This is a genomic window from Micromonospora rubida (genome assembly GCF_009908295.1).
GTDB classification, from domain to species: domain Bacteria; phylum Actinomycetota; class Actinomycetes; order Mycobacteriales; family Micromonosporaceae; genus Micromonospora; species Micromonospora rubida.
In genome coordinates this window covers 809,431-832,139 of record NZ_JAAALO010000002.1, presented here as the reverse complement: position 1 = coordinate 832,139, position 22,709 = coordinate 809,431, and the positions used below count along the sequence as shown (strand labels likewise).

At 74.0% G+C, this 22,709-nt stretch carries 23 protein-coding genes; 13 read left to right on the top strand and 10 right to left on the bottom strand.

The window, feature by feature from the left end:
* The first annotated feature begins 20 nt into the window (after nt 1–20).
* Nucleotides 21–1,151, top strand: a complete 1,131-nt coding sequence (locus GVV04_RS08275; RefSeq protein ID WP_201753006.1) for a UDP-N-acetylmuramate dehydrogenase — start codon at nt 21–23, stop codon at nt 1,149–1,151.
* A gap of 7 nt (nt 1,152–1,158) precedes the next feature.
* Here GVV04_RS08275 and GVV04_RS08270 read toward each other — a convergent pair whose 3' ends face one another.
* Nucleotides 1,159–1,938 carry a class I SAM-dependent methyltransferase gene (locus GVV04_RS08270; protein WP_201753005.1) on the bottom strand — a complete coding sequence of 260 codons (780 nt, stop codon included), beginning with the start codon at nt 1,936–1,938 and terminating at the stop codon, nt 1,159–1,161.
* A 42-nt stretch (nt 1,939–1,980) separates the two neighbouring features.
* Nucleotides 1,981–2,748 (bottom strand): SDR family oxidoreductase, encoded by a 768-nt coding sequence (locus tag GVV04_RS08265; RefSeq protein WP_161686167.1) that lies wholly within the window; start codon nt 2,746–2,748, stop codon nt 1,981–1,983.
* Between the two features lie 192 nt (nt 2,749–2,940).
* Between GVV04_RS08265 and mshA the strand changes: the two genes are divergently transcribed.
* The 3 genes from mshA (at nt 2,941) to GVV04_RS08250 (ending at nt 6,019) form a co-directional block, all read left to right on the top strand.
* A complete protein-coding gene (mshA, locus tag GVV04_RS08260; RefSeq protein WP_161686165.1) occupies nt 2,941–4,299 on the top strand; it encodes a D-inositol-3-phosphate glycosyltransferase in 1,359 nt (452 codons plus the stop codon).
* A gap of 90 nt (nt 4,300–4,389) precedes the next feature.
* Nucleotides 4,390–4,911 carry a type III secretion system chaperone family protein gene (locus GVV04_RS08255; protein ID WP_161686163.1) on the top strand — a complete coding sequence of 174 codons (522 nt, stop codon included), beginning with the start codon at nt 4,390–4,392 and terminating at the stop codon, nt 4,909–4,911.
* A gap of 79 nt (nt 4,912–4,990) precedes the next feature.
* Nucleotides 4,991–6,019 carry a hypothetical protein gene (locus tag GVV04_RS08250; RefSeq protein WP_161686161.1) on the top strand — a complete coding sequence of 343 codons (1,029 nt, stop codon included), beginning with the start codon at nt 4,991–4,993 and terminating at the stop codon, nt 6,017–6,019.
* A gap of 545 nt (nt 6,020–6,564) precedes the next feature.
* Here the strand turns inward: GVV04_RS08250 and GVV04_RS08245 are convergent.
* Both GVV04_RS08245 and GVV04_RS08240 read right to left on the bottom strand, forming a co-directional pair.
* Entirely contained in the window at nt 6,565–7,863 is a 1,299-nt protein-coding gene (locus GVV04_RS08245) for an MFS transporter (RefSeq protein WP_161686159.1), read from the bottom strand.
* A gap of 81 nt (nt 7,864–7,944) precedes the next feature.
* Entirely contained in the window at nt 7,945–9,324 is a 1,380-nt protein-coding gene (locus tag GVV04_RS08240; protein ID WP_161686158.1) for an MDR family MFS transporter, read from the bottom strand.
* Nucleotides 9,325–9,475: 151 nt separating this feature from the next.
* Between GVV04_RS08240 and GVV04_RS08235 the strand changes: the two genes are divergently transcribed.
* On the top strand, nt 9,476–10,243 hold the full coding sequence (locus tag GVV04_RS08235; RefSeq protein ID WP_161686156.1) for a phosphoglyceromutase: 768 nt from the start codon (nt 9,476–9,478) through the stop codon (nt 10,241–10,243).
* Nucleotides 10,244–10,312: 69 nt separating this feature from the next.
* Here the strand turns inward: GVV04_RS08235 and phoU are convergent, their stop codons facing one another.
* Nucleotides 10,313–10,966 (bottom strand): phosphate signaling complex protein PhoU, encoded by a 654-nt coding sequence (phoU, locus tag GVV04_RS08230; RefSeq protein WP_161686154.1) that lies wholly within the window; start codon nt 10,964–10,966, stop codon nt 10,313–10,315.
* A gap of 212 nt (nt 10,967–11,178) precedes the next feature.
* On the opposite strand from phoU, the gene GVV04_RS08225 reads away from it, so the two are divergent.
* Both GVV04_RS08225 and GVV04_RS08220 read left to right on the top strand, forming a co-directional pair.
* Nucleotides 11,179–12,480: a sensor histidine kinase gene (locus GVV04_RS08225; protein WP_328822269.1), complete on the top strand. Its 1,302-nt coding sequence runs from the start codon at nt 11,179–11,181 to the stop codon at nt 12,478–12,480.
* Nucleotides 12,481–12,502: 22 nt separating this feature from the next.
* Nucleotides 12,503–13,186, top strand: coding sequence for a response regulator transcription factor (locus tag GVV04_RS08220; RefSeq protein ID WP_161686152.1), 684 nt, complete (start codon nt 12,503–12,505; stop codon nt 13,184–13,186).
* A gap of 99 nt (nt 13,187–13,285) precedes the next feature.
* Here GVV04_RS08220 and GVV04_RS08215 read toward each other — a convergent pair whose 3' ends face one another.
* A complete protein-coding gene (locus tag GVV04_RS08215) occupies nt 13,286–14,092 on the bottom strand; it encodes a hypothetical protein (RefSeq protein ID WP_161686150.1) in 807 nt (268 codons plus the stop codon).
* A gap of 74 nt (nt 14,093–14,166) precedes the next feature.
* Between GVV04_RS08215 and GVV04_RS08210 the strand changes: the two genes are divergently transcribed.
* Both GVV04_RS08210 and GVV04_RS08205 read left to right on the top strand, forming a co-directional pair.
* The gene (locus GVV04_RS08210) at nt 14,167–15,111 is read left to right on the top strand and encodes a Ppx/GppA phosphatase family protein (protein ID WP_161686148.1); all 945 of its coding nucleotides are present in this window, start codon (nt 14,167–14,169) and stop codon (nt 15,109–15,111) included.
* Between the two features lie 75 nt (nt 15,112–15,186).
* Nucleotides 15,187–15,993 carry a sugar phosphate isomerase/epimerase family protein gene (locus GVV04_RS08205; protein ID WP_328822268.1) on the top strand — a complete coding sequence of 269 codons (807 nt, stop codon included), beginning with the start codon at nt 15,187–15,189 and terminating at the stop codon, nt 15,991–15,993.
* 134 nt (nt 15,994–16,127) lie between these two features.
* On the opposite strand, the gene GVV04_RS08200 is transcribed toward GVV04_RS08205, so the two are convergent.
* The 3 genes from GVV04_RS08200 to GVV04_RS08190 are packed head-to-tail and all read right to left on the bottom strand — an operon-like array spanning nt 16,128 to nt 18,157.
* On the bottom strand, nt 16,128–16,700 hold the full coding sequence (locus GVV04_RS08200; RefSeq protein ID WP_161686146.1) for a CGNR zinc finger domain-containing protein: 573 nt from the start codon (nt 16,698–16,700) through the stop codon (nt 16,128–16,130).
* A gap of 19 nt (nt 16,701–16,719) precedes the next feature.
* Nucleotides 16,720–17,886, bottom strand: a complete 1,167-nt coding sequence (locus GVV04_RS08195; RefSeq protein WP_161686144.1) for a glutathionylspermidine synthase family protein — start codon at nt 17,884–17,886, stop codon at nt 16,720–16,722.
* A 1-nt stretch (nt 17,887) separates the two neighbouring features.
* Complete coding sequence (locus tag GVV04_RS08190) at nt 17,888–18,157, bottom strand: hypothetical protein (protein WP_328822267.1); 270 nt, start codon at nt 18,155–18,157, stop codon at nt 17,888–17,890.
* Nucleotides 18,158–18,266: 109 nt separating this feature from the next.
* Between GVV04_RS08190 and GVV04_RS08185 the strand changes: the two genes are divergently transcribed.
* Together GVV04_RS08185 and GVV04_RS08180 are read left to right on the top strand one after the other, a co-directional pair.
* A complete protein-coding gene (locus GVV04_RS08185) occupies nt 18,267–19,187 on the top strand; it encodes a proline dehydrogenase family protein (RefSeq protein WP_161686142.1) in 921 nt (306 codons plus the stop codon).
* A 64-nt stretch (nt 19,188–19,251) separates the two neighbouring features.
* Nucleotides 19,252–20,553 carry a M1 family metallopeptidase gene (locus tag GVV04_RS08180; RefSeq protein ID WP_161686140.1) on the top strand — a complete coding sequence of 434 codons (1,302 nt, stop codon included), beginning with the start codon at nt 19,252–19,254 and terminating at the stop codon, nt 20,551–20,553.
* Between the two features lie 22 nt (nt 20,554–20,575).
* On the opposite strand, the gene GVV04_RS08175 is transcribed toward GVV04_RS08180, so the two are convergent.
* Complete coding sequence (locus tag GVV04_RS08175; RefSeq protein ID WP_161686138.1) at nt 20,576–21,571, bottom strand: helix-turn-helix transcriptional regulator; 996 nt, start codon at nt 21,569–21,571, stop codon at nt 20,576–20,578.
* 62 nt (nt 21,572–21,633) lie between these two features.
* Here GVV04_RS08175 and GVV04_RS08170 point away from each other — a divergent pair, with 62 nt between their 5' ends.
* Together GVV04_RS08170 and GVV04_RS08165 are read left to right on the top strand one after the other, a co-directional pair.
* The gene (locus GVV04_RS08170; RefSeq protein WP_161686136.1) at nt 21,634–22,221 is read left to right on the top strand and encodes a DinB family protein; all 588 of its coding nucleotides are present in this window, start codon (nt 21,634–21,636) and stop codon (nt 22,219–22,221) included.
* Entirely contained in the window at nt 22,218–22,679 is a 462-nt protein-coding gene (locus GVV04_RS08165; protein ID WP_161686134.1) for a VOC family protein, read from the top strand. Before GVV04_RS08170 ends, GVV04_RS08165 begins: the two co-directional genes overlap by 4 nt.
* Nucleotides 22,680–22,709: the final 30 nt, after the last annotated feature.

The window sequence follows — 22,709 nt, the reverse complement described above, 5'->3', positions numbered from 1 at the left end:
CCGGGCGACCGGGCCACCAGATGGGTGCCGCGGCTTCCCCTCAGCCTAGGGTGAAAGGCGTGTCAGACGTTAGTGCCCAGCCGGCCACCGAAACCCACGCCGCCGACCCGACGTGGTTGGCGAGATACACCACCCTGCGCCTCGGTGGCGCGGCGGGACGGGTCGAGACCGCTGCCAGCGCCGAGGAGATCGTACAAAAGGTGCGCCAGGCGCGCCTACGGGACGACCAGGTGCTTATCCTCGCCGGGGGCAGCAACGTGGTGATCGGCGACGCCGGCTTCCCCGGCACCGTCGTGCTGGTGCGCTCCCGGGGGCTGCGGGTGGTCGCCGAGGACGCCGACACCGTCACCGTACGGGTGGAGGCCGGCGAGCCGTGGGACGACCTCGTCGCCGCGACCGTGGCCAACGGCTGGTCCGGGCTGGAGTGCCTGTCCGGCATCCCGGGCTCCGCCGGCGCCACCCCGATCCAGAACGTCGGCGCGTACGGCCAGGAGGTGGCCGAGACGATCACCGGCGTCCAGGTGTACGACCACGCCGACGGCACCGTGGGCCGGGTCGAGGCGGCCGACTGCGGCTTCGCGTACCGGTCGAGCATCTTCAAGTACAGCGAGCGCTGGGTGGTGCTCTCGGTCGACTTCCGGCTCGCCCGGTCCCCGCTGTCCGGCCCGGTCCGCTACGCCGAACTGGCCCGGGCGCTCGGCGCGGAGGTCGGCGACCGGGTGCCGCTGGCCGACGCGCGGGCGACCGTGCTGCGGCTGCGGGCCGGCAAGGGCATGGTGCTCGACGCCGGTGACCCGGACACCTGGTCGGTCGGCTCGTTCTTCACCAACCCGGTGCTGGACCGGGAGGGCTACGAGCTGCTCCGCGAGCTCGCCGCCGACCTCGGCGAGCCGCCGCACTGGCCCGGGGCCGGCGACACGGTCAAGGTCAGCGCGGCCTGGCTGATCGACCGGGCCGGATTCGCCAAGGGCCACCCCGGCCCGGAGGGGGTGGCCATCTCCAGCAAGCACACCCTCGCCCTCACCAACCGCGCCGGCACCGCCAGCACGGCGGCCCTGATCGCCCTGGCCCGCGACATCCGTGACGGCGTCCACGCCCGCTTCGCGGTCACCCTCCACCCCGAGCCGGTCCTCATCAACTGCGCCCTCTGACCCACCGTCAGGCGGGGGTGATGGCGGGCCAGGGGACGGTCAGTTCGCCGAGGCGCCAGCGGCGGGGGCGGTGCTCGATCGGCCAGCCCGAGGCGCGGGTCGCCGCGATCGCGTGCAGCCAGCGCTGGCGGGGGCCGAAGGGGGCGTACGGGGCGGCGGCCCGCCAGGCGTCGTCCAGGTCGCGGAGCAGGGCGTGGATGCGTTCGCCCGGCACGTTGCGGTGGATCAGCGCCTTCGGCAGCCGCTCGGCCAGCTCGGCGGGGCTGCCCAGCGTGGTGAGCTTGGCGGCCAGGGTGAGTGTGCGCGGGCCGGCGGCGTCGACCAGCACCCAGCCGCCGAGCCGGCCCAGCTCGTCGCAGGTGCCCTCGACCAGCGCCCCGCCCGGGGCCAGCCGGTCGGTGACCGTCCGCCAGGCGTCGGCGACCTCGCCCTCGTCGTACTGGCGGAGCACGTTGAACGCCCGGACCAGAGCGGGCCGCAGCCCGGCCAGCTCGAAGCCGCCCCGGGCGAAGGTGAGCCCCGGCGGGTCGGCGGCGGGGCGGGCGGCGGCGACGCGTACCGGATCGATCTCCAGCCCGACCACCCGCACGTCGGCGCGGACCCCGGCGGCCAGCCGGGCGCGCAGCTCCACGGCGGTGACCGGCGTGGCGCCGTAGCCGAGGTCGACCACCAGCGGGTCCGGCGCCGCCCGGAGCGGGCCGCCGCAGGTCTCGACGATCCAGTTGTCCACCCGGCGCAGCCGGTTGGGGTTCGTCGTGCCCCGGGTGACCACGCCCCGGGGGCGCATCAGAGCCGCCCCCGGCCGCGCGACCGGATCACTCCGGGTGCCTCACGGGTTCGTCCGATGCACCTTGTGCTGGGCGGCCTGGGCCAGCGGGCGGACCACCAGCCGGTCGATGTTCACGTGCTGCGGGCGGGTCGCGCACCAGGCGATGCAGTCGGCGACGTCGTCGGCGACCAGCGGCTCGGCCACCCCGGCGTAGACCGCCTCCGCCCGGCCGGCGTCGCCGTCGAAGCGGACCAGCCCGAACTCGTCGGTCCGCACCATCCCCGGGTCGATCTCGATGATCCGGACCGGCCGGCCGCACAGCTCCAGCCGCAGCGTGCCGGCGATCGCCGTCTGCGCGTGCTTCGCGGCGGAGTAGCCGCCCCCGCCCTCGTACACGACGAAACCGGCGGTGGAGGAGACGACCACGATGGTGCCGGCGCCGGACGCCTCCAGCGCCGGCAGCAGCGCCTGGGTGACCCGCAGGGTGCCGAGCACGTTCACGTCGTACATCCACTGCCAGTCGTCCACCGAGCCGGACTCCACCGGGTCCAGCCCGCGTGCGCCCCCGGCGTTGTTGACCAGGAGGGTGACCGGGCCGGGAGCCGCCGCGGCGGCCTCGGCCAGGCCGGCGACCGACTCCTGCGAGGTGACGTCGCACTCCACTGCGGTGGCCGTCCCGCCGGCCGCCTCGATTCCTGCGACCAGCTCGGCGAGCCGGTCGGTGCGGCGGGCGGCGGCGAGCACGTGGAATCCCTCGGCGGCCAGCCGGCGGGCGGTGGCCGCGCCGATCCCGCTGGACGCCCCGGTGACGATCGCGACAGAGGTCATCCGGCCATTCTCGCCCGGGCGGCCGGGTTCCGGGCCGGCTGGGGGGCGCGCACGCCGATGAGGTCCGTCACGCCCGGGGGTCGCCGGGACGCATTTCCCATGTCCGATGGGGAAGATGACACCCGGCGCGCAGGTTGACCGAGAAGCGCCGGTCGTGCGGGACGGCATCAAACCGTGACAGAGGGAGCGGACGTGGCGGAATTGCACACCGGTATCGGTCGTCAGCGAGGTGCCCGGCCGTGGCCCCGGCGTATCGCCACCCTGTCGGTGCACACCTCACCCCTGCACCAGCCCGGCACGGGCGACGCGGGCGGGATGAACGTGTACATCCTGGAGGTCGCCCGGCGGCTGGCCGAGGCCGGCGTCGAGGTGGAGATCTTCACCCGGGCCACCTCCGGCGACCTGCCGCCGCTGGTGGAGATGGCACCCGGCGTGCACGTCCGGCACATCACCGCCGGCCCCCTCGCAGGGCTGACCAAAGAGGAACTGCCCGGCCAGCTCTGCGCGTTCACGGCCGGGGTGTTGCGGGCCGAGGCGGCCCGCCCACCGGGCCACTACGACCTCATCCACTCCCACTACTGGCTCTCCGGGCAGGTCGGCTGGCTGGCCAAGGAGCGCTGGGGGGTGCCGCTGGTGCACACCGCGCACACCCTGGCCAAGGTGAAGAACGCGCAGCTCGCGGCGGGGGACCGGCCCGAGCCGAAGGCCCGGGTGATCGGCGAGGAGCAGGTGGTCGCCGAGGCCGACCGGCTGGTCGCCAACACCGAGGTCGAGGCCCGCGACCTGCTCCACCGGTACGCCGCCGCCCCGGCCCGGGTCGCGGTGGTCGAGCCCGGCGTCGACCTGGGCCGCTTCCGCCCCGCCGCCGGGGACCGGCACGCCGCGACGCTCGCCGCCCGCCGCCGGCTGGGCCTGCCCGCCGAGGGGTACGTGGTGGCCTTCGTCGGTCGGATCCAGCCGCTGAAGGCCCCCGACGTGCTGATCCGTGCCGCCGCCGCGCTGCGTGAACGCGACCCGCTGCTCGCCGACGAGCTGACCGTGGTGATCGTCGGCGGCCCCAGCGGCAGCGGGCTGGACCGGCCGACCGCCCTGATCGAGCTGGCCGGCTCGCTGGGGATCGCCGACCGGCTGCGCTTCCTGCCGCCGTGCACGGGCGACGACCTGCCGGCTGTGTACCGGGCCGCCGACCTGGTCGCGGTGCCTTCGCACAACGAGTCGTTCGGGCTGGTCGCCCTGGAGGCCCAGGCGTGCGGCACGCCGGTGCTGGCCGCCGCCGTGGGCGGCCTGGTCACCGCCGTCCGGGACCAGGTCAGCGGGGTGCTGATCGACGGCCACGACCCGGTCGACTGGGCCCGCGCGCTGGCCCGCCTGTTGCCCGACCGGGTGGGCCGGGCCACCCTGGGCCGGGGCGCCGAGCGGCACGCCCGCAACTTCTCCTGGGACCGGACGGTCTCCCACCTGCTCAACGTGTACGGCGAGACGATCGCCGAGCAGCGCGGCCGGCTGGCCGCCCAGCTCGCCAGCGACCCCGCCCTGAGCTGCTCGTGGTGAGACGGGGGCCTGTTCACGAGACCTCCGGTGCTCCCCTGGCCGGCGGCGACCGTCCGGTGGGCGGGACGGGGCGGCCGTAGAGTGGGGCGGATGAGCAGCGCGAAGAGCGAAGTCGCCGCCCTGATCGAGTCGGTGTGCGCCGAGCGGGAGCTGGTCGCCGAGTCCACCGGCGAGGCGTCGTACGCGGTCACCCTCCCCGGCACCCACAAGCTCAAGACGGTCTGCAACCTCATCGTCGGCGAGCACGCGCTGCGGATCGAGGCGTTCGTGATGCGCCAGCCGGACGAGCGGCGCGAGGAGCTGTGGTCGTGGCTGTTGCAGCGCAACGCCCGGATGTACGGGGTGTCCTTCTCCATCGACGCGGCCGGCGACGTCTACCTGACCGGCCGGGTCAACCTCGGAGGGCTCGACGAGGCCGAGCTGGACCGGCTGCTCGGCGCGGTGCTGACGTACGCCGACGAGTCCTTCGACACGATGCTGGAGATCGGCTTCGGCGCCGCCATCCGGCGGGAGTGGGAGTGGCGGGTCAAGCGCGGCGAGTCGACCGCCAACCTGGCCGCGTTCGCGCACCTCTTCGAGCCGTCGTCGGCGGGGGGTTCGGAGCCGTCCTGAGGGGTATGCCGCACCGCGCGGTGCGGCACTGGGACCGACCGCGCGCCGAGGACGGACTGTCGAGGAGCGTGAGCGTCCCATGGCTCAGCGAAACAGCTCAGGTCGCGGCGGGACTGCGACCAGGACGAAGCAGCAGGCGGGCAACCAGACCCCGAACACCCCGGGGGTCTCCGAGTCGGAGATCTCCCGGATGAGGGCAGACGACATCCGTGGCCAGTTGCGTCGCCGCGGCGTCTCCGGGATCTCCGCCCTGCGCAAGCCGGAACTGGTGAAGACCCTGGCCCGCACGCTGCGCGCCGAGGGCCGCTCCGGCGGCGCGGCACGGGGCAGCACCGGGCCGGCGGGCCGGGCCCGCGGCACGAAGGCCGCAGCCGGCGCGCGCAAGGCGACCGGGGGTGCCCGCAAGGCGGCCCCGGCCCGGGCGAAGGCCACGGGGTCGCGGGCGAAGGCGGCTCCGGCCCGGGCGAAGGCAGCTCCGGCCCGGGCGAAGGCGGCTCCGGCCCGGAAGGCGGCTCCGGCGCGGGCGAAGGCCACGGGGTCGCGGGCGAAGGCGGCTCCGGCCCGGGCGAAGGCGGCTCCGGCCCGGAAGGCGGCTCCGGCGCGGGCGAAGGCCACGGGGTCGCCGGCGAAGGCAGCTCCGGCGCGGGCGAAGGCGGCCCCGGCCCGCAAGACGGCCACGGCGGCCGGCACCCGGCCGGCTCCGGCTCGCCAGGGTGCCGCGAACCGGCAGCGGTCGGGGGTCCGGACCGGGAGTTCCACGTCCCGCTCGGTGCGGTCCTCGCAGGTCATCACGTCGCTTCAGGACCGGCCGGAGCGCCCGGGGCGCAGCCTGGTCACCACCGACCACGACGTGATCCGCCGCTGGGCGCAGGAGCGCGGCGCGCGGCCGGCCACGATCGCCGGGACCGAGCGGGAGGGCCGGGCCGGGGTGCTGACGTTCAACATGCCGGGCTACCGGGAGAGCAGCCGGATGCGCGAGATCACCTGGGACGAGTGGTTCAACACGTTCGACGTACGCAGGCTGAACCTCATCTACCAGGAGCAGTTGCGCGACGGCCGGCAGAGCAACTTCTTCCGCACGGAGTCGCCCGATCGGGCGGACGCCTGAGGGTTTGCGGGAATGCCCGGCGGGTAGACCCTGTTGGCTCAAGGCGAGGCCGCAGAGGGCGGGGTCCCGGTTCCGGACGATGGTGCTGTGACCGGCGAGACAACCGATCTGGGTTGAATCCGCAATCTGGGCGAACTAGCTTTATTGCACCGCGCCACGCTCGGAAACGTTCGGGGGAGCGGCGGATCGATCAGATCCGTGCACGGGCGAGGCGCAGGGGAACGGATGGGTCACACCGTTGGGGGACGGTGCCATCCGGGGGATCCGGCGGCGCGAGCGGGCGACGCTTACGGGGGTGAGTGTCGCCCGCCGCCGCCGGGCACGTTGCGAGCGTCCACCACGACCCAGGGTCGAGGTGGACGCTTTGCGCGTTCCATGAGCCCAACCGGCCGCCCCTCTCCCCAGCCCGCCCCAGACCCGCGTGGCCGGTGTCGCATGATCGTCTGCTGAATACCGACGCGACACGCCGGACCCACTGCCGCTCAACGACAGACGATCATGAAACAGCGCATGCGGCGGGGGCCCCGCAGACGTAAACCTCTTGATCAACGGGGCGAGGCAGGGGTTGGTGTCCGGTTTGGGAGAGGGTGTTTGGTTTGTTGCAGGGTGGCCACATGGCGTTCCCGGGGCGGGCCGGCCAGGAGGTGGCCCCCGGCGGCCAGCAGGCCCAGCGCGCCGACGATCAGCCAGTGCCCGTCGCCGAGGTGCTGGAGGCTGAGCCCGCCCAGGGCCGGGGCGACGAACGACGCCGCCGGGAAGGCCAGGTAGAACACCGACTGGTAGCGGGCGCGTAGCTCGGGCGGGGCGAGGTCGGCGTTGATCTGCGCGTTCGGCGGGGCGGCGAGCATCGAGCCGACCGTCCAGACCACCGCGGCGGCCAGGTACGCCGGCAGCGTCCCGGCGAAGGCCAGGGCGCCGAAGCCGAGGGCGAGCAGCGTGGTCGACGCGGCGAGGACGACGCCCTTTCGGTGCCGGTCGACCAGCCGGGGCACGAAGAGCTGACCGAGCACGATCAGGGTGCCGCCGAGCGCCACCACCGTTCCGTACGCCGATGGCCCGAGACCGTCCGCGCGCATCGCCAGCGGCATGATCGTCGAGGTCTGCATGGTGAGCACGGCCAGCACGAAGGTGAGCCCGACGAAGACCAGGAACGTCCGGTCGGTGAGCGCGGTGTGCAGCCCGGGCCGGCGCGGCCTGCGGTCGCCTCCCGTCCGGGTGGCCCGGTGGTCGTCCGGGGACCCCGCTGCCCGGGTGCGGGTGAGGGTCTCGGGGACCTTCCACCCGATCACGACGGCGGCGGTCAGGGTGGCCGCCGCGTCGACCAGGAACAGCGCCAGGAAGCTCGCCTCGGCGAGCAGGCCGGCCAGCAGCGAGGCCACGGCCATACCCAGGTTGAACGCCCAGAACTGGAGGTTGAACGCGCGGGAGCGGCGGTGCTCGGGCACCACGTCGACGATCGCGGCGACGAAGGCCGGGCTGGCCATGGAGTGCACCACCCCGACCAGGGCGGCCAGCGCGGCGATGGCGGCCAGGTGCCGGCTGAAGGCCAGCCCGACCATCAGCCCGGCGGTGGCCAGGTGCGCGGCGAGCAGGGTGGCCCGCCGCCCCCACCGGTCGGCCAGCACCCCGCCGAGCAGCACGCCGATCGCGCCGCCGGCCCCGTAGGCCCCGACCACCGCGCCGGCCAGCGAGGTGCTCGCCCCGCGCGCCTCGGCCAGGTACAGCGGCAGGAAGAGCATGGCGAACGCGCCGGCCCGGTTGATCAGCAGGCCCGCCCAGAGGTACCAGAACGTGGCGGGGAGACCGCCTGCGGAGTCATGCCACCAGCGCCGCAGGGGATGCACCCGACCTCCCGGTAGGTCTTGTCGACAATTCCGGCGTCGACCGTAGGAAAGTCGGGGCCGGGTGCGCCAGCGTGTCCCTGGTCACCGGGCCGGGGCGGCCTGGCGGTCCCGGTCGGGCTCCGGGGCGTACCCGTCGGTGGCGGACCCGACCGGCTCGGCGGGCGCGATGGCCGCGGCCTCGGCCGCCTGTGGCGCCGGGGGCCGGACGACGGTGACCGGCTCGACCGGCGTGGCCGACGGGCGCAGCGCGACGGCCCGCCGCTCCCGGGCCGGACCGGAGACCAGGTGGGCGACCGCCATCACCGCGCCGATCGCCGCGCAGCCCAGCCAGAGCGCGCCGTTGCCGGCCTGCTGCCGGACCAGGCCGCCGAGCAGCGGGGCGGCGGCCCCGGCGAGCTGCCAGGACAGCGAGAACACCCCCTGGTACCGGCCGCGCAGGTCGGCGGGGGAGAGCTCGGCGATCAGGGTGGAGTTGGACGGCGAGTTGAGCATCTCGCCGACGGTCCAGACCAGCACGGTCAGCGCGTAGAACCAGGCGACGTCCGCGAACGCGGTGAGCCCGAAGCCGACCCCCATCACCACGGAGGCCAGGGCGAGCACGTGCGAGCGGCTGCGCCCCCGGATCAGCCGGGGGACGAAGAGCTGCCCGGCCACGATCAGCACCCCGTTGAGCGCGATCACGGTGCCGTAGGTGGACGGGCTCAGGCCGTCGTCGCCCATGGCGATCGGCAGCATCGAGATGTGCTGGAGGAAGACCAGCGCGCCGAGCAGGTTGAGCGCGACGAAGCCCAGGTACACCCGGTCGGTTCCGATGGTGCGCAGCGCGCCCCGGGGGCGGGGCGCCCCGGCGGCGAGCGCGACGGCGACGGCCGGGACCCGGGTCTCCCGCACCTTGACGAAGATGATCACGGCGGTGGTCAGGGTGGTGATCGCGTCGATCACGAACAGCAGCAGGTAGCTGGCCTCGGCGGCGAGCCCGGCGAGGATCGCGGCGCTGGCGAAGCCGAGGTTGATCGCCCAGTAGTTGAGCGAGAACGCGCGCAGCCGGTCCCGCTCCGGTACGACGTCGATCATCATGGCGCCGAACGCCGGCCGGGCCGCCTCGGCGAACAGGCCGAGCAGCAGCGCGCCGACGGCGACCGCCCAGAGTTCCCGGGCGAAGCCGAGGGCGAGCATCATGCTCGCCGCGCCGAGGTGGGAGGCGAGCAGCGTCGGTCGCCGGCCCCACCGGTCGGCGAGCGTCCCGCCCAGCGTGGTGCCGACCGCGCCGCCGACGCCCCAGAGGCTGAGCACCAGGCCGGCCGCGAGCTCGTCGAAGCCGCGCTCCTGGGTGAGGTAGATGGCCAGGAAGATCAGGACGAACGAGCCGAGCCGGTTGATCAGCGTGCCGGTCCACAGATACCAGAAGGTCCTCGGCAGCCCGCCGGTGGTGTCCCGGAACCAGCCCCGCATCGTCCGCACGCTCGCGCCCCCGCCTCAGTAATGACCGATCTATTCAAAGCGCCTTACAACCTAGTCCCGGCCATGATCGCCGGTCACCAGCTTTTCCACGTGGTGGTCGTCACCGCCGGTCCCCGCGTGTCCGTCGCAGGCGTACGGCAGGATGATCGGCATGACTGCGAGCGAAGGGCCCACCATCGGGACGCTGGTCCTGCTGCGGCACGGCGAGAGCGACTGGAACGCGAAGAACCTCTTCACCGGCTGGGTCGACGTCGACCTGACCGCCAAGGGTGAGGTCGAGGCGCGGCGCGGCGGCGAGCTGCTGCGCGAGCACGGCCTGCTGCCGGACGTGGTGCACACCAGCTTGCTGCGCCGGGCGATCCGCACCGCCGAGCTGGCGCTGAGCGCCGCCGACCGGCACTGGATCGCGGTGCGCCGGTCGTGGCGGCTCAACGAGCGTCACTACGGCGCGTTGCAGGGCAAGGACAAGAAGCAGACCCTGGACGAGTACGGCGAGGAGCAGTTCATGCTCTGGCGCCGGTCGTACGACACCCCGCCGCCGCCGATCGCCGACGACGACGAGTGGTCGCAGGTCGGCGACCCCCGGTACGCGCTGCTGCCGACCGAGCTGATGCCGCGCACCGAGTGCCTCAAGGACGTCGTCGACCGGATGCTGCCGTACTGGTACGACTCGATCGTGCCGGACATCCTGGCCGGCCGGACGGTGCTGGTGGCCGCGCACGGTAACTCGCTGCGCGCCCTGGTCAAGCACCTCGACCAGATCAGTGACTCCGCGATCGCCAAGCTGAACATCCCGACCGGCATCCCGCTGCGCTACGACCTGGACCCGCAGCTGCGCCCGCTCACCCTGGGCGGGACGTACCTCGACCCGGCCGCCGCCAAGGCCGCTGCCGCCGCGGTCGCCAACCAGGGCCGCTGACGACGCCGGAAGGGGCCCCTGCCGACGCCTCGCGTGCGGCAGGGGCCCCTTCCGACCCGGCTCACCCGCTCATTCGGCCGACGCGGCGGGCTCCCCGGTGATCAGGTAGACGACGCGCTCGCCGGCGTTGACCGCGTGGTCGGCGAACCGCTCGTAGAAGCGGCCCAGCAGGGTGGCGTCGATCGCCGTCTCCACCCCGTACGGCCAGTCGTCGCCGAGCAGCACCGCGAACAGGCTCTTGTGCAGGTCGTCCATCGTGTCGTCGTCGCGGTCCAGCTCGGCGGCGAGGTCGGCGTCGGGCTTGGCCAGCACCTTGCCGATCTTCTCGGCCATCCGGTCGGCGATCAGCGCCATGTCGGTGAAGACCGTCCGCAGCTCCGCCGGGACGGCGGGGGACGGGTGCCGGCGCAGCGCGGTCTTCGCCACGTGGTCGGCCAGGTCGCCCATGCGTTCCAGGTCGGCGGCGACGTGCAGGGCGGTGATCATGGCCCGCAGGTCGGAGGCGACGGGTGCCTGCCGGGCGAGCAGGTCGCAGACCCGCTCCTCGACGTGTCGGTAGAGGTCGTCGATCTCGGCGTCCCGCTCGATGACGGTCTCGGCCGCCTGCCGGTCGGCGGTGAGCAGGGCGCGGGTGGCCTGGCGCATGGCGGCGCGGATGGCCTCCGCCATGTCCACCAGCAACTGGCTGACGATCTGGAGGTCGGCCCGGAACTCGTCGCGCATCATCACGTCCTGTGGTCGGTGGTCGCCGGCCCGGTCGGCCGGGCGTCGGCGCAGGGGTCGAGCAGGTGCGCGACCACCGTAGGTCGGGGGAGATACCCGGAGGTGAACGCCGGTGAACGGCACGGGACCGAGGAGTGAACATTGCTGGAAGCGAGGGCGCTTCATCCCATTTATGGTGATCCCCCGGTGAACAATGACCCTACGATCGCCGGGTGGAATGGGCGGTGACGGCGGCGGTGGTCGTGGCACTGGTGGCCGGGCTGGCCATCGGGGCGCTGCTGCCCCGGCTCGTGGGGGCGTGGCGCCGCCGCGGCCCGGCCGCCGGGAGCAGCGGGCTCGGCCGCCTGCTCCGGACCAGGGGGAGGCCCGGGATGGCCGACGAGCAGCAGACCGGCCTCTCCAGCCTCGGCCGCCGGACGGTGGACTCGCTGCGCGCCGGCGTCGTGGTGCTCGACACCGACGACGTGCCGGTCCTGGTCAACCCGGCGGCCCGGGCGATGGGGCTGCTGCGCACCGGGGCCACCCCCGGCACGATCGCCGCCCACCCGCTGATCCGTACGCTGGCCGGGCAGGTGCGCCGCACGGGCGCGCGGCGCGAGATCGAGCTGGACCTGCCGCGTGGCCGCGAGTACGCCGGCCCGGGCCCGCTCGGCGTGCACCTGCGGGCGATGGCGATCGGCGGCGGGCACGTGGCGGTCGAGGCGGCCGACGTCACCGAGTCACACCGGCTGGCCCAGGTCCGCCGGGACTTCGTGGCCAACGTCAGCCATGAGCTGAAGACCCCGATCGGGGCGCTGCAACTGCTCGCCGAGGCGCTGCTGGACGCCACCGAGCCGGCCGGCTCGGCGGCCCTCGACCTCCCCGAGGACCTGGTCGCCGCCCGCCGGTTCGCCGAGCGCATCCAGCACGAGTCGACCCGGCTGGGCCGGCTGGTGCAGGAACTGCTGGAGCTGACCCGGCTCCAGGGGGCCGAGCCGCAGCCCGCGCCCGAGCCGGTCGCGGTGGACTGGGTGGTCGCCGAGGTCCTCGACCGCACCCGCACCAGCGCCGCCGCCCACCGCGTCGAGGTGGTCACCGAGGGGGAGGGCGGGCTGACCGTGTACGGCAGCGACTCCCAGATCGCCACCGCCGTGGCCAACCTGGTCGAGAACGCCATCAACTACTCGGGCGAGGACACCACTGTCCGGGTCACCGCCCGGGCCGACGGCCGACACGTCGCGATCTCCGTCGCCGACCAGGGGATCGGGATCGCGCCGACCGACGTCGAGCGGGTCTTCGAACGGTTCTACCGCGCCGACCAGGCCCGGTCCCGGGCCACCGGCGGCACCGGGCTGGGCCTGGCCATCGTCAAACACATCGTCAGCAACCATGGCGGCCGGGTCGAGGTGTCGAGCACTCTGGGGGGTGGGTCGACGTTCACCCTCCGGCTGCCCGCCCGTCCACCGGACGACCTCCTGCCGACAACGCCGTCCGGTGGGATCGAGGGCGGCCCGGCCGAGCTCCGGCAGGCCTGACCGCGATGAAAGGACAAACCCGTTGAGCCGCGTTCTGGTGGTCGAGGACGAGGAGTCGTTCTCCGACGCCCTGTCGTACATGCTCCGCAAGGAAGGCTTCGAGGTCTCGGTCGCGGCCACCGGCCCGGCTGCCCTCACCGAGTTCGACCGGACCGGCGCCGACATCGTGCTGCTCGACCTGATGCTGCCCGAGATGTCCGGCACCGAGGTGTGTCGGCAACTCCGCCAGCGCTCGCACGTGCCGATCATCATGGTCACGGCGCGGGACAGCGAGATCGACAAGGTGGTCGGCCTGGAGATCGGGGCCGACGACTACGTCACGAAGCCGTACTCGCCCCGGGAGCTGGTCGCCCGTATCCGGGCGGTGCTGCGCCGGCAGAGCCAGGAGGCGACCGACCCGGGCACGCCGACCCTGGCCGCCGGCCCGGTGCGGATGGACATCGAGCGGCACGTGGTCACCGTGGACGGGGGCAGCGTGCAACTCCCGCTCAAGGAGTTCGAGCTGCTGGAGCTGCTGCTGCGCAACGCCGGCCGGGTGCTGACCCGGGGGCAGCTCATCGACCGGGTCTGGGGGGCCGACTACGTCGGCGACACCAAGACCCTGGACGTGCACGTGAAGCGGCTGCGCTCGAAGATCGAGCCGGAGCCGTCCGCGCCGCGGTTCATCGTCACCGTCCGCGGCCTGGGCTACAAGTTCGAGCCGTGACCGGGCCGGGCCCCCACCGTGGGGCCCGACGTGCGGTCGGCCCGGTCGGCCGCCGCCCGGCGGAAGCGCCGCTCCCGGCCGGTTGACCGCCGAAGGGCCTCAGCCGCTGGCCGGGTGCGGGGCGACCTGGCCCTGGCGGAGCCGGGCCGCGCACAGCTCGGCGAGCTTCGCGTACGCGGGCGCGCCGATCAGCGCGGTCAGCTCCGGGCCGTACGAGACGTACATCGACTCGGCGCCGACGTGCGCGTCCGTCGACGAGGTGCACCACCAGTCCAGGTCGTGCCCGCCCGCGCCCCAGCCCCGGCGGTCGAACTCGGCCAGGGTGGAGACCAGCACCTTGGTGTTGTCCGGGCGCTTGTGCCACTCCTGGTCCCGGCGGACGGGGAGCTGCCAGCAGACGTCCGGCTTGTACTCCAGCGGGTGCACCCCGTCGCGCAGCGCCTGGGCGTGCAGCGCGCAGCCGCCGCCGGCCGGGAAGTCTGCGTCGTTGAGGAACACGCACGGGGCGTCGACGTCGCGGGTGGCGGTGCGCCGGGCCGGGCTCTTGCCGTCGATGGTGTCGTTGGAGGTCCAGTTCTTGAACCCGCGCCGGAAGTGCTGCCAGGTCCCCGGGGTGAGCCGCTTGACCGCCGCGCGGACCCGCTTCTCGTCGTCCGAGTCGGTGAAGAACGCGCCGTGCGAGCAGCAGCCGTCGGCGGCCCGGCCGGCGACGATGCCGTGACAGCCCTTGCCGAACACGCACGTCCAGCGGGACAGCAGCCAGGTCAGGTCGGCGCGGACCACGTGCGTGGCGTCGGCCGGGTCGACGAACTCGATCCACTCCCGGGGGAAGTCCAGCCCGACCTCCCGGCTGCGCGGGTCGTCGGGGTCGTCGACCAGGACCTGGATCTCGATCTGGCTCGTCACCCGGCCCAGCGTACGCCCGGTCTCCCGGTCCCACCGGCGAGCCGACGAACCGGCCAGGCCCTACTGTCTTCAGCATGCGACTGGGTGTCCTCGACGTCGGTTCCAACACGGTGCACCTGCTGGTGGTCGACGCCCGCCACGGCGCGCACCCGTGGCCCGCGCACTCGGAGAAGGTGGTGCTCCGGCTGGCCGAGCAGATCGGGCCGGACGGCGCGCTGACCGAAGAGGGCGCCGACGGGCTGGTCAAGGCGGTCGGGATGGCCCGCACGGCGGCGACGGGGCTGGGCGCGGCCGACCTGATCGCGTTCGCCACCTCCGCCGTGCGCGAGGCCACCAACGCGCCGGAGGTGCTGGCCCGGGTGCGCGACGAGACCGGCGTACGCCTGGCGGTGCTCGCCGGTGCGGACGAGGCGCGGATGACGTTCCTCGCGGTGCGGCGGTGGTTCGGCTGGTCGGCCGGGCGGCTGCTGGCGCTGGACATCGGCGGCGGCTCGCTGGAGATCGCCGCCGGCATCGACGAGGACCCGGACGTCGCGGTGTCCCTCCCGCTCGGCGCGGGCCGGCTGACCCGCGACCGGCTCCGGGTCGACCCCGGCAGCGCGGCCCCGCCGTCCGCCGAGGCCGTGGAGGAGCTCCGGGAGTACGTCGACGGGCTGCTCGACCCGGTGGCGGAGAAGATGGCCGAGAGCGGCTGGGAACGCCCCGTGGCCACCTCGAAGACGTTCCGCATGCTGGCCCGGCTGGCCGGGGCGGCCCCGTCCGGTGCCGGGCTGCGGGTCCGGCGCAGCCTGACCCGGGACGGCCTGCGGCAGGTGCTCGGCTTCGTCCGGCACATCCCGCCGCGCCACCTGTCCGAGCTGGAGGGGGTGAGCGTCGGGCGGGCGCACCAGCTGCTGGCCGGGGCGGTGGTGGCCGAGGCGGTGATGCGCCGGCTCGACGTGCGGTCGCTGGACATCTGCCCGTGGGCGTTGCGCGAGGGGGTCATCCTGCGCCGGCTGGATCAGCTCGCGCCGATGTGAGCATCCGTGGCGATACGGGGCGTTTTGCGGCCGCTCGTCACGATGCCGCAGCCAGACCGGGCTACCCTGGCTGGTGTGACTTCCCGCGTGCCGGTGCTCCTGTCCACTTCCTCGGTCTTCCCTGAGCGGACCGCGGCGGCGTTCCAGTTGGCTGCGGAGCTCGGCTACGACGGCGTCGAGGTGATGGTCTGGACCGACGCCGTGAGCCAGGACGCCGGGGCGCTGCGCGGCCTGGCCGAGCACTACGGGGTGCCGGTGCTCTCCGTGCACGCGCCCTGCCTGCTGGTCACCCAACGGGTGTGGAGCCCCGACCCGTGGGAGCGGCTGCGCCGGGCCGCCGAGCTGGCCGAGACGCTGGAGGCGCCGACCGTCGTGGTGCACCCGCCCTTCACCTGGCAGCGGGACTACGCCCGGAACTTCGCCGATGGGCTGGCGACGATCGCCGAGGAGTTCGACGGCCTGCGCATCGGGGTGGAGAACATGTACCCGGTGCGGATGGCCGGCCGGCAGTTCGTCCCGTACCTGCCGGGCTGGGATCCGACCGAGACCGGCTACCCGTCGTACACGCTCGACCTGTCGCACTGCGCCGCGTCACACACCGACTCGCTGGAGATGGCCGACCGGATGGGTGCCGCCCTGGCCCACGTGCACCTCGGCGACGGCACCGGCGAGGGACGCGACGAGCACCTGGTCCCGGGGCGCGGCACGCAGCCCTGCGCCGAGCTGCTCCGGTCGCTCGCCGGGCGCGGCTTCACCGGCTCGGTCGCCGTGGAGGTCACCACCCGGGGCGCGAAGAGCCGCGCGGTCCGCGAGGCCGACCTGCGCGAGGCCCTGGAGTTCGCCCGCGCCCACCTCACCGCCCCGTCCCCGGTCGACGCCTGACCCGCCCGGGCGCGGCCGCCGCCCAGCGCCCCTCTCCGCACTTTCACGGGAAGAGTGGTTATTCCGACCCGGATGGCCACTCTTCCCGTGAAAGTGCGGGGGCGGGCCGTGGGGGTGGGGTGGGGTGGGGTGGGTCAGCTCACCGGGGTGAGGGACTCGTCGGCCGGCGCGGCGACCTGCTCGCCGATCGCCGCGCGCTTGCGGGCCCGGTGCGCGGCCACGTGCGAGCGGGTCGCGCAGCGCTCCGAGCAGAACCGCCGGCAGCAGTTCGACGAGGTGTCCAGGTAGACGTTGCCGCAGCGCTCGTCGGCGCAGACCCCGAACCGGGCACTGCCGTACTCGCAGAGCCAGACCGACAGCCCCCACGCGGCGCCGGCCAGGTACTCCGCGCTCACCGAGGCGCCCCGGCTGGTCACGTGCATGTGCCAGTCGCTGGAGTCGTGGCCGGAGATGCGCGGCTGAACCGGGTACGCCTCCAGCATCGTGTTCAGCTCGGCCACCGCCTCGGAGTCCCGCCCGGAGGTGCCGTAGTCGAAGATGTCGCGCAGGCGCTTCTGCGCCCGCCGGAAGGTCGCGAGGTCCCGCTCCGCGACCTCGTCACGCATCCAAGCGTTGTCGTCAGGGAAGATGGCCCGCAGGTCGTCGAGGTCGTCCAGTCGGGCGTTGACGAGGTCAACCCCGGTCCGGGCGTACGCGTCGAAGTTCACGCCTTCAACCGTAGACGACTTAGGGGAGTCGCGGTGTGTCGATGTAGTGCGGCAGGAACCGGGCGTAGCCGTCGGTGATCAGACTCCGGCTCTCCCGGACTCCCGCGCCGGCTGGCTGCCCGTCGACGATCCAGCTGCCCAGCACCACATGGTTGCCGGCGAACTCCGGCAGGGCCCGGAACTCCTGGTAGCAGAATCCCTCGTCGCCGTAACTGCCCGGATTGGTGATCTCCTTGCCGCCGGTGACGATCCGCACCGAGCCGCCCTCCCGGCCGAGCAGCGGCTTGGCCACGTACTCGGTCATGCCGCGCGGCGAGTCCAGGTACGCCGGCAGCAGGTACTCGTGGCCGGGGTACAGCTCCCACAGCACGGCGAGCAGCGCCTTGTTGGACAGCAGCAGCTTCCACGCCGGCTCGATCCAGGTGGTCGGGGTGCCCGGGGCCAGCGCCAGCGGGCCGTACGGCTCGGCGAGCATCCACTCCCAGGGGTAGAGCTTGAAGCAGGTGGTGACCGGCCGGTCGGCGGCGTCGACGAAGCGCCGGCCGTCCCAGCCGACGTCCTGGATCGGCAGCAGCTCCGCCGCGAGCCCGGCCTGCCGGGCCGTCTCGGCCAGGTACCCGGCGGTGATCTGGTCCTCGCCGGACTCCTCCTCGTTCGACCAGGTCACGTGCACCTGCTTGTCGTGCAGGTCGGCACCGAACTTCGCCCAGGCGGCGACGAGCCGCTCGTGCAGGCTGTTCCACTGGTCAGCCTCGGGGTGGGTCTGCTCCAGCCAGTACCACTGGACGATGCTCGCCTCGACCAGCGAGGTCGGGGTGTCGGCGTTGTACTCCAGCAGCTTCGGCGGCCAGGTGCCGTCGTAGCGGAGGTCGAAGCGGCCGTAGAGGCTCGGCGGCGCCTCGCGCAGCGACCGGGCCACCGCCTCGGCCGCCCAGGCCGGGATGCCCAGCTCGGCGTACCGGTTGCGGGCCACGATGTGCTCGGCGGCGGCGACGGACATCCGGTGCAGCTCCGCGGTCGCCTCCTCCAGCCGGAGCACCTCCGCCAGGCCGAAGACGTACGCCGCGGTCTCGTCCCAGTACGACATGATCCCGCCGTCGGGCAGCTCGGTGTCGATGTAGACCAGGCCCTGCGAGCGGACGGTGGCGTCCCAGTCCGGGCGGGGGGTGGCCGCCTCGCGCCGCACGTCAGCCCCCGCAGGAGGCGAGGTGGGTGCCGAACCCGCCGCGCTCCGGCACGGCCGCCGTGACCGACCCCGGCTCCGTGCGGGTGGCGGTGGCGGTGGCGGGCACGTTCATCGCCAGCGCCACGGTCGTCCCGCCACCGGCCGGCCCGAGTGCACAGTCATCGTCGTCGTCGGAGGACATGTTGCAGCCGGAGAGGGTGAGCGCGAGGGCGGTCAGCGCGCCGAGCTGCACGGTGGCCGACCGGAGCCGGCGTCGGGGACGTTCTTCCACGTGGATCGTTGTAGCCGATCCGCGCCACCTCGGCAGCCCCGGGGGGACGGGTCGACGTGCGATGCCCGCCCCCCGGCGCGGGGACACGATCGGGCGCTACCCTCGGCTCATGCTCCGTTCCGTCATCCTTGCCGCCTCCCGGTCATCCCAGGTCGAGCGGCTTGTCGCGACGGCCCCGTTCACCCGGGACGTCGTCCGTCGTTTCGTCGCCGGCTCCGGCACCGACGACGCGTTGCGCGCGACCCGCGAACTCGTCGCCGACGGCCTCGCGGTCACCCTCGACAACCTCGGCGAGGACACCGTCACCCCAGAACACGCCACCGCGACCCGGGACGAGTACCTGAGGCTGCTGAAACTGCTCTCCGCCGCCGGGCTCACCCCCGCCGCCGAGGTCAGCGTGAAGCTCTCGGCGCTCGGCCAGATGTTCGACGAGCAGCTCGCGTACGACAACGCGCGGGCGATCTGCGCGGCGGCGGACGAGGCGGGCACCACGGTCACCCTGGACATGGAGGACCACACCACCACCGACTCGACCCTGGACGTGCTGGCCAGGCTGCGCAAGAGCTTCCCGTCGACCGGCGCGGTGCTCCAGGCGTACCTGCGGCGGACCGAGTCGGACTGCCGGGAGCTGGCGTCGGTCGGGTCCCGGGTGCGGCTGTGCAAGGGGGCGTACCAGGAGCCGGAGTCGGTGGCGTACCAGTCCGCCCGCGAGGTGGACAAGTCGTACGTGCGGTGCATGAACATCCTGATGTCCGGCGACGGGTACCCGATGCTGGCCACCCACGACCCGCGCCTGATCGCCATCGGCGAGGACCGGGCCCGCTGGTTCGACCGGGGGGCCGACCACTTCGAGTTCCAGATGCTCTACGGCATCCGGCCGGAGGAGCAGGCCCGGCTGGTCGGCGAGGGTTACCAGGTCCGCACCTACCTGCCGTACGGCACCGACTGGTACGGCTACCTGATGCGCCGGCTCGCCGAGCGCCCCGCCAACCTGGCCTTCTTCGGCCGGGCCCTCGTCTCGAAGAAGTAGCCCCGCCCGCCGGACGGCGGGGCGGCGCTCGCCCGAACGGCCCGGAGGTCGTAACCTTCGCCGGGTGACCGACGGGCTGGACGGGTGGGACGAACCGAGGCGACGCCGACCCGGGCCGCTCTGGGCAGCACTCGGCGTGGTCCTCCTGCTGCTCACCTGCGGCCTCCCGGCCGTGCTGCTGGTCGGCGTCCTGCACGAGGCCAAGGGCCGGCCGACGGTCGGCCGGCTCGGCGCGTCCGCCGACGACCCCGCCGCCCGGGCGGCACGGCAGCTCGGCGAGCGGATCGCCGCCCAGCTCGACCGCCAGGCCACCGCACTGCTCGGCGGCGACCGGGCCGGGTTCCTCGCCGTCGCCGAGCCGGCCGCCCACCCCGCCCTCACCCGCCGGTACGCCGCCCTGCGGGAGCTGCGGGTCACCGTCTGGCGGCCCGAGCAGACCGGCCTGCCGACCACGGTCCCCGGCCGGCCCGACGAGTGGCGGATCATCGTCCGCTTCCAGTACTGCCTCGTGGTGCCCGGCTGCCGGCCGAGCCCCGTGCTGATCGGCACCCGGTGGCGCGAGGTGGCCGGGACGCCCCGGCTGGTCGCCATGGAGGAGTCCCGGTCCGTCGAGACCGGCACCCGGCCGTGGGAGGTCAGCGAGCTGGTGGTCGCGGTCGGTCCGCGTACCGTCGTGGCCACCACCCCGGCGCTGCGCGGGAAGCTGCCCGGCCTGCTCCGCCAGGCCGAGGCGGCGGCCCGGGTCGCCGACGGTTACGCGGTCGGGGGCACGCCGCCCGACCGGTACCGGGTCTTCTACGCCGGCCGCGCCGAGTGGTTGAGCTGGTACGGCGGCGGCCGGCCGCAGTGGACCGGCGGGTACGCCGTCACCGTCGGCGGCGGCCACTACGAGGTGGTGCTCAACGCCGACGTGCTCTCCGCCACCGGCGCTGACGACCTGCTCCGGCACGAGCTGACCCACGCCGCGTCCCTGCCCGAGCGCGGATACCCGGGCACGTCCACCTGGTGGCTGGTGGAGGGGATCGCCGAGTACGCGGGTGCCGGCGCAACGCCGGTCGGCCGGTACGAGGGGCTGGCCGAGGTGCGCGGGATGCTCGCCCCGGGCGGCGGTTGGAACGGCCGGCTGGCCGACTTGGCCCCGGCAGACGACGCCTCCGCCCAGCGGGTCGGCGGCAGCTACGGCGTCGGCTACCTGGCCGTGCGGCACCTCGTCGACCGGTTCGGCGAGGAGCGGTTCCTGGCGTTCTTCAGGGCGGTGGTGCACGACCGGCGGACGCTGGAGAAGGCGTCCGTGCAGGCGTTCGGCGAGTTCTGGTCGGGGTTGCACGACGAGTGCGTCGGCTACGCCCGTTCGGCGGCCGGCTGACCGTGCCCGGCCTGGTCGCGGCTCACGGCTGCTCCGTGTCCGGCACCGGTGAGATCGCGCCACCGGCCGACAGCAGTCGCTCCGCCAGCGCGCGACAGCGGCCCCCGAGCTCCGGGGGGTCGAGCACCGTGAAGTCGTGCCCCAGCAGGAGCATGTGGATGAGCACGAAGTCGAGGCTGCCGGCGCCACTGAGCACCTCGCAGCGCTCGCTCCCTCGCCGTCGTACGACGGCCGCCGACGCCGGGATCTTCGCGCGCACCGTGTCGGCCGGCGCGTGCACGAGGAATCGCGCCTGGTGCGGATAGGCCCGGCTCGCCACACCCTCCTGCACGTACGTCGCCGCATCGGGCGCCGCGCGTGGGCGGAAGCGCCAGGTCCGTGCCGACACCTCGGTCATCCGGTCGACGCGGAAGCTGCGCCAGCCGTCGCGGTCGAGGTCGAAGGCGAGGAGGTACCAGCACCGGTCGGAGGCGACCAGGCGGTAGGGCTCGACCCGCCGCCGCGCCTCGCTCCCGGTCGGGTAGTCGAAGCCGGCCTCGACCCCGTCGCGGCAGGCTCTGGCCAGCGTCATGAGCACCTCGGGGTCGACCGGCGGGCGGCCGCCGCCGAAGGACTCCACCGAGCCGGAGAGCGCACGCACCTCGTGCCGCAGCCGGCCGGGCAGCACCTGGTCGAGCTTGGTCAGCGCCCGGAGTGCGGCGTCGCCGGCGCCGGCGACCCCGCCACCCGCGCCGGCGAGCAGCGAGACCGCGGTGGCGATCGCCTCCTCGTCGTCGAGCAGCAGCGGGGGCAGGTTCTGCCCCGGGCCGAGCTGGTAGCCGCCGCCGACACCCTGGCTGGCATGCACCGGATAGCCGAGCGTGCGCAGCCGCCCCACATCACGCCGTACGGTGCGCGGCGTGACCCCGAGCCGGGCGGCGAGCTCGGGGCCGGTCCAGACCTGGCGCTGCTGCAACAGCCCGAGCAGGGTGAGCACCCGCTCCGTCGTACCCCGCTCGTCGCCGCGTGCCACGCCCATGTCGCCCACCCTGTCACGGATAGCGGACCGATCCTGTCCGCCAGGGGTGTCAGGGTGACTCCATGGACGCAGACGCACTCGACTGGAACCGGACGCTGCGCGAGCAGTTCGAGTTCCACTGGAACCATCAGCTCCGAGCCCGGCTCGCCGGCCTCACCGACGAGGAGTACTTCTGGTCGCCGGCGCCGGGCGCCTGGAGCGTGCGCCCGCGCGGCAGCTCGACCGCGCCCGTGCAGGGCGGCACCGGGGACTTCACGATCGACTACGCCTTTCCCACGCCGGACCCCGCGCCGTTCACCACGATCGCCTGGCGGCTCGGCCACGTCCTCGTCGGCGTGCTCGCCACGCGCAACGCCGCGCACTTCGGCGCGCCGGCGGCGTCGTACGAGACCTGGGAGTACGCCGGCAGCGCGGCCACCGCGCTCGACCAGCTCGAGGCCCAGCTCGACGCCTGGCTGGCCGGGGTGCGCGACCTCGGCGAGGCCGGACTCCGGGTGCCGGTCGGCGCGAAGGAGCCCTTCCCCGAGTTGCTCATGGCCGATCTGGTGCTGCACATCCACCGCGAGTTGATCCACCACCTGTCCGAGGTCTGCCTGCTGCGTGACCTCTACCCGCATTTGGAGGCCGCTGCGAACGGAGCAATCCGATGAGCCGCCACATCCAGGTCACCTTCGACGCCCACGACCCGCGGGCGCTGTCGCACTTCTGGCGCGAAGCGCTGGGCTACGTCCATCCCGGCCCGCCCGGGGTCGACCTGCCCGAGGACGCCGACCCGCTGGCCGCGTGGGACGACTTCCTCGCGCGGATCGGCGTGGCGGAGGAACAGCGCAACACGAGGTCGGCGATCGAGGATCCGGACGGGCGCGGCCCACGGCTGTTCTTCCAGCAGGTGCCGGAGGACAAGGTCGCCAAGAATCGCGTCCACCTCGACGTCCGGGTGGCTCCCGGCCTGCGGGGGGAGGAGCGGATGGCGGCGCTGGAGGTCGAGTGCGACCGGCTCGCCGCGCTGGGGGCGACGCGGGTGCGTCGCTACGAGCCCGATCCCCCGATGGGCGCCGGCTTCATCGTGATGGCCGACCCCGAAGGCAACGAGTTCTGCCTGGACTGACGCAGCTCGATGCTGGTCGATCAGCCTGGG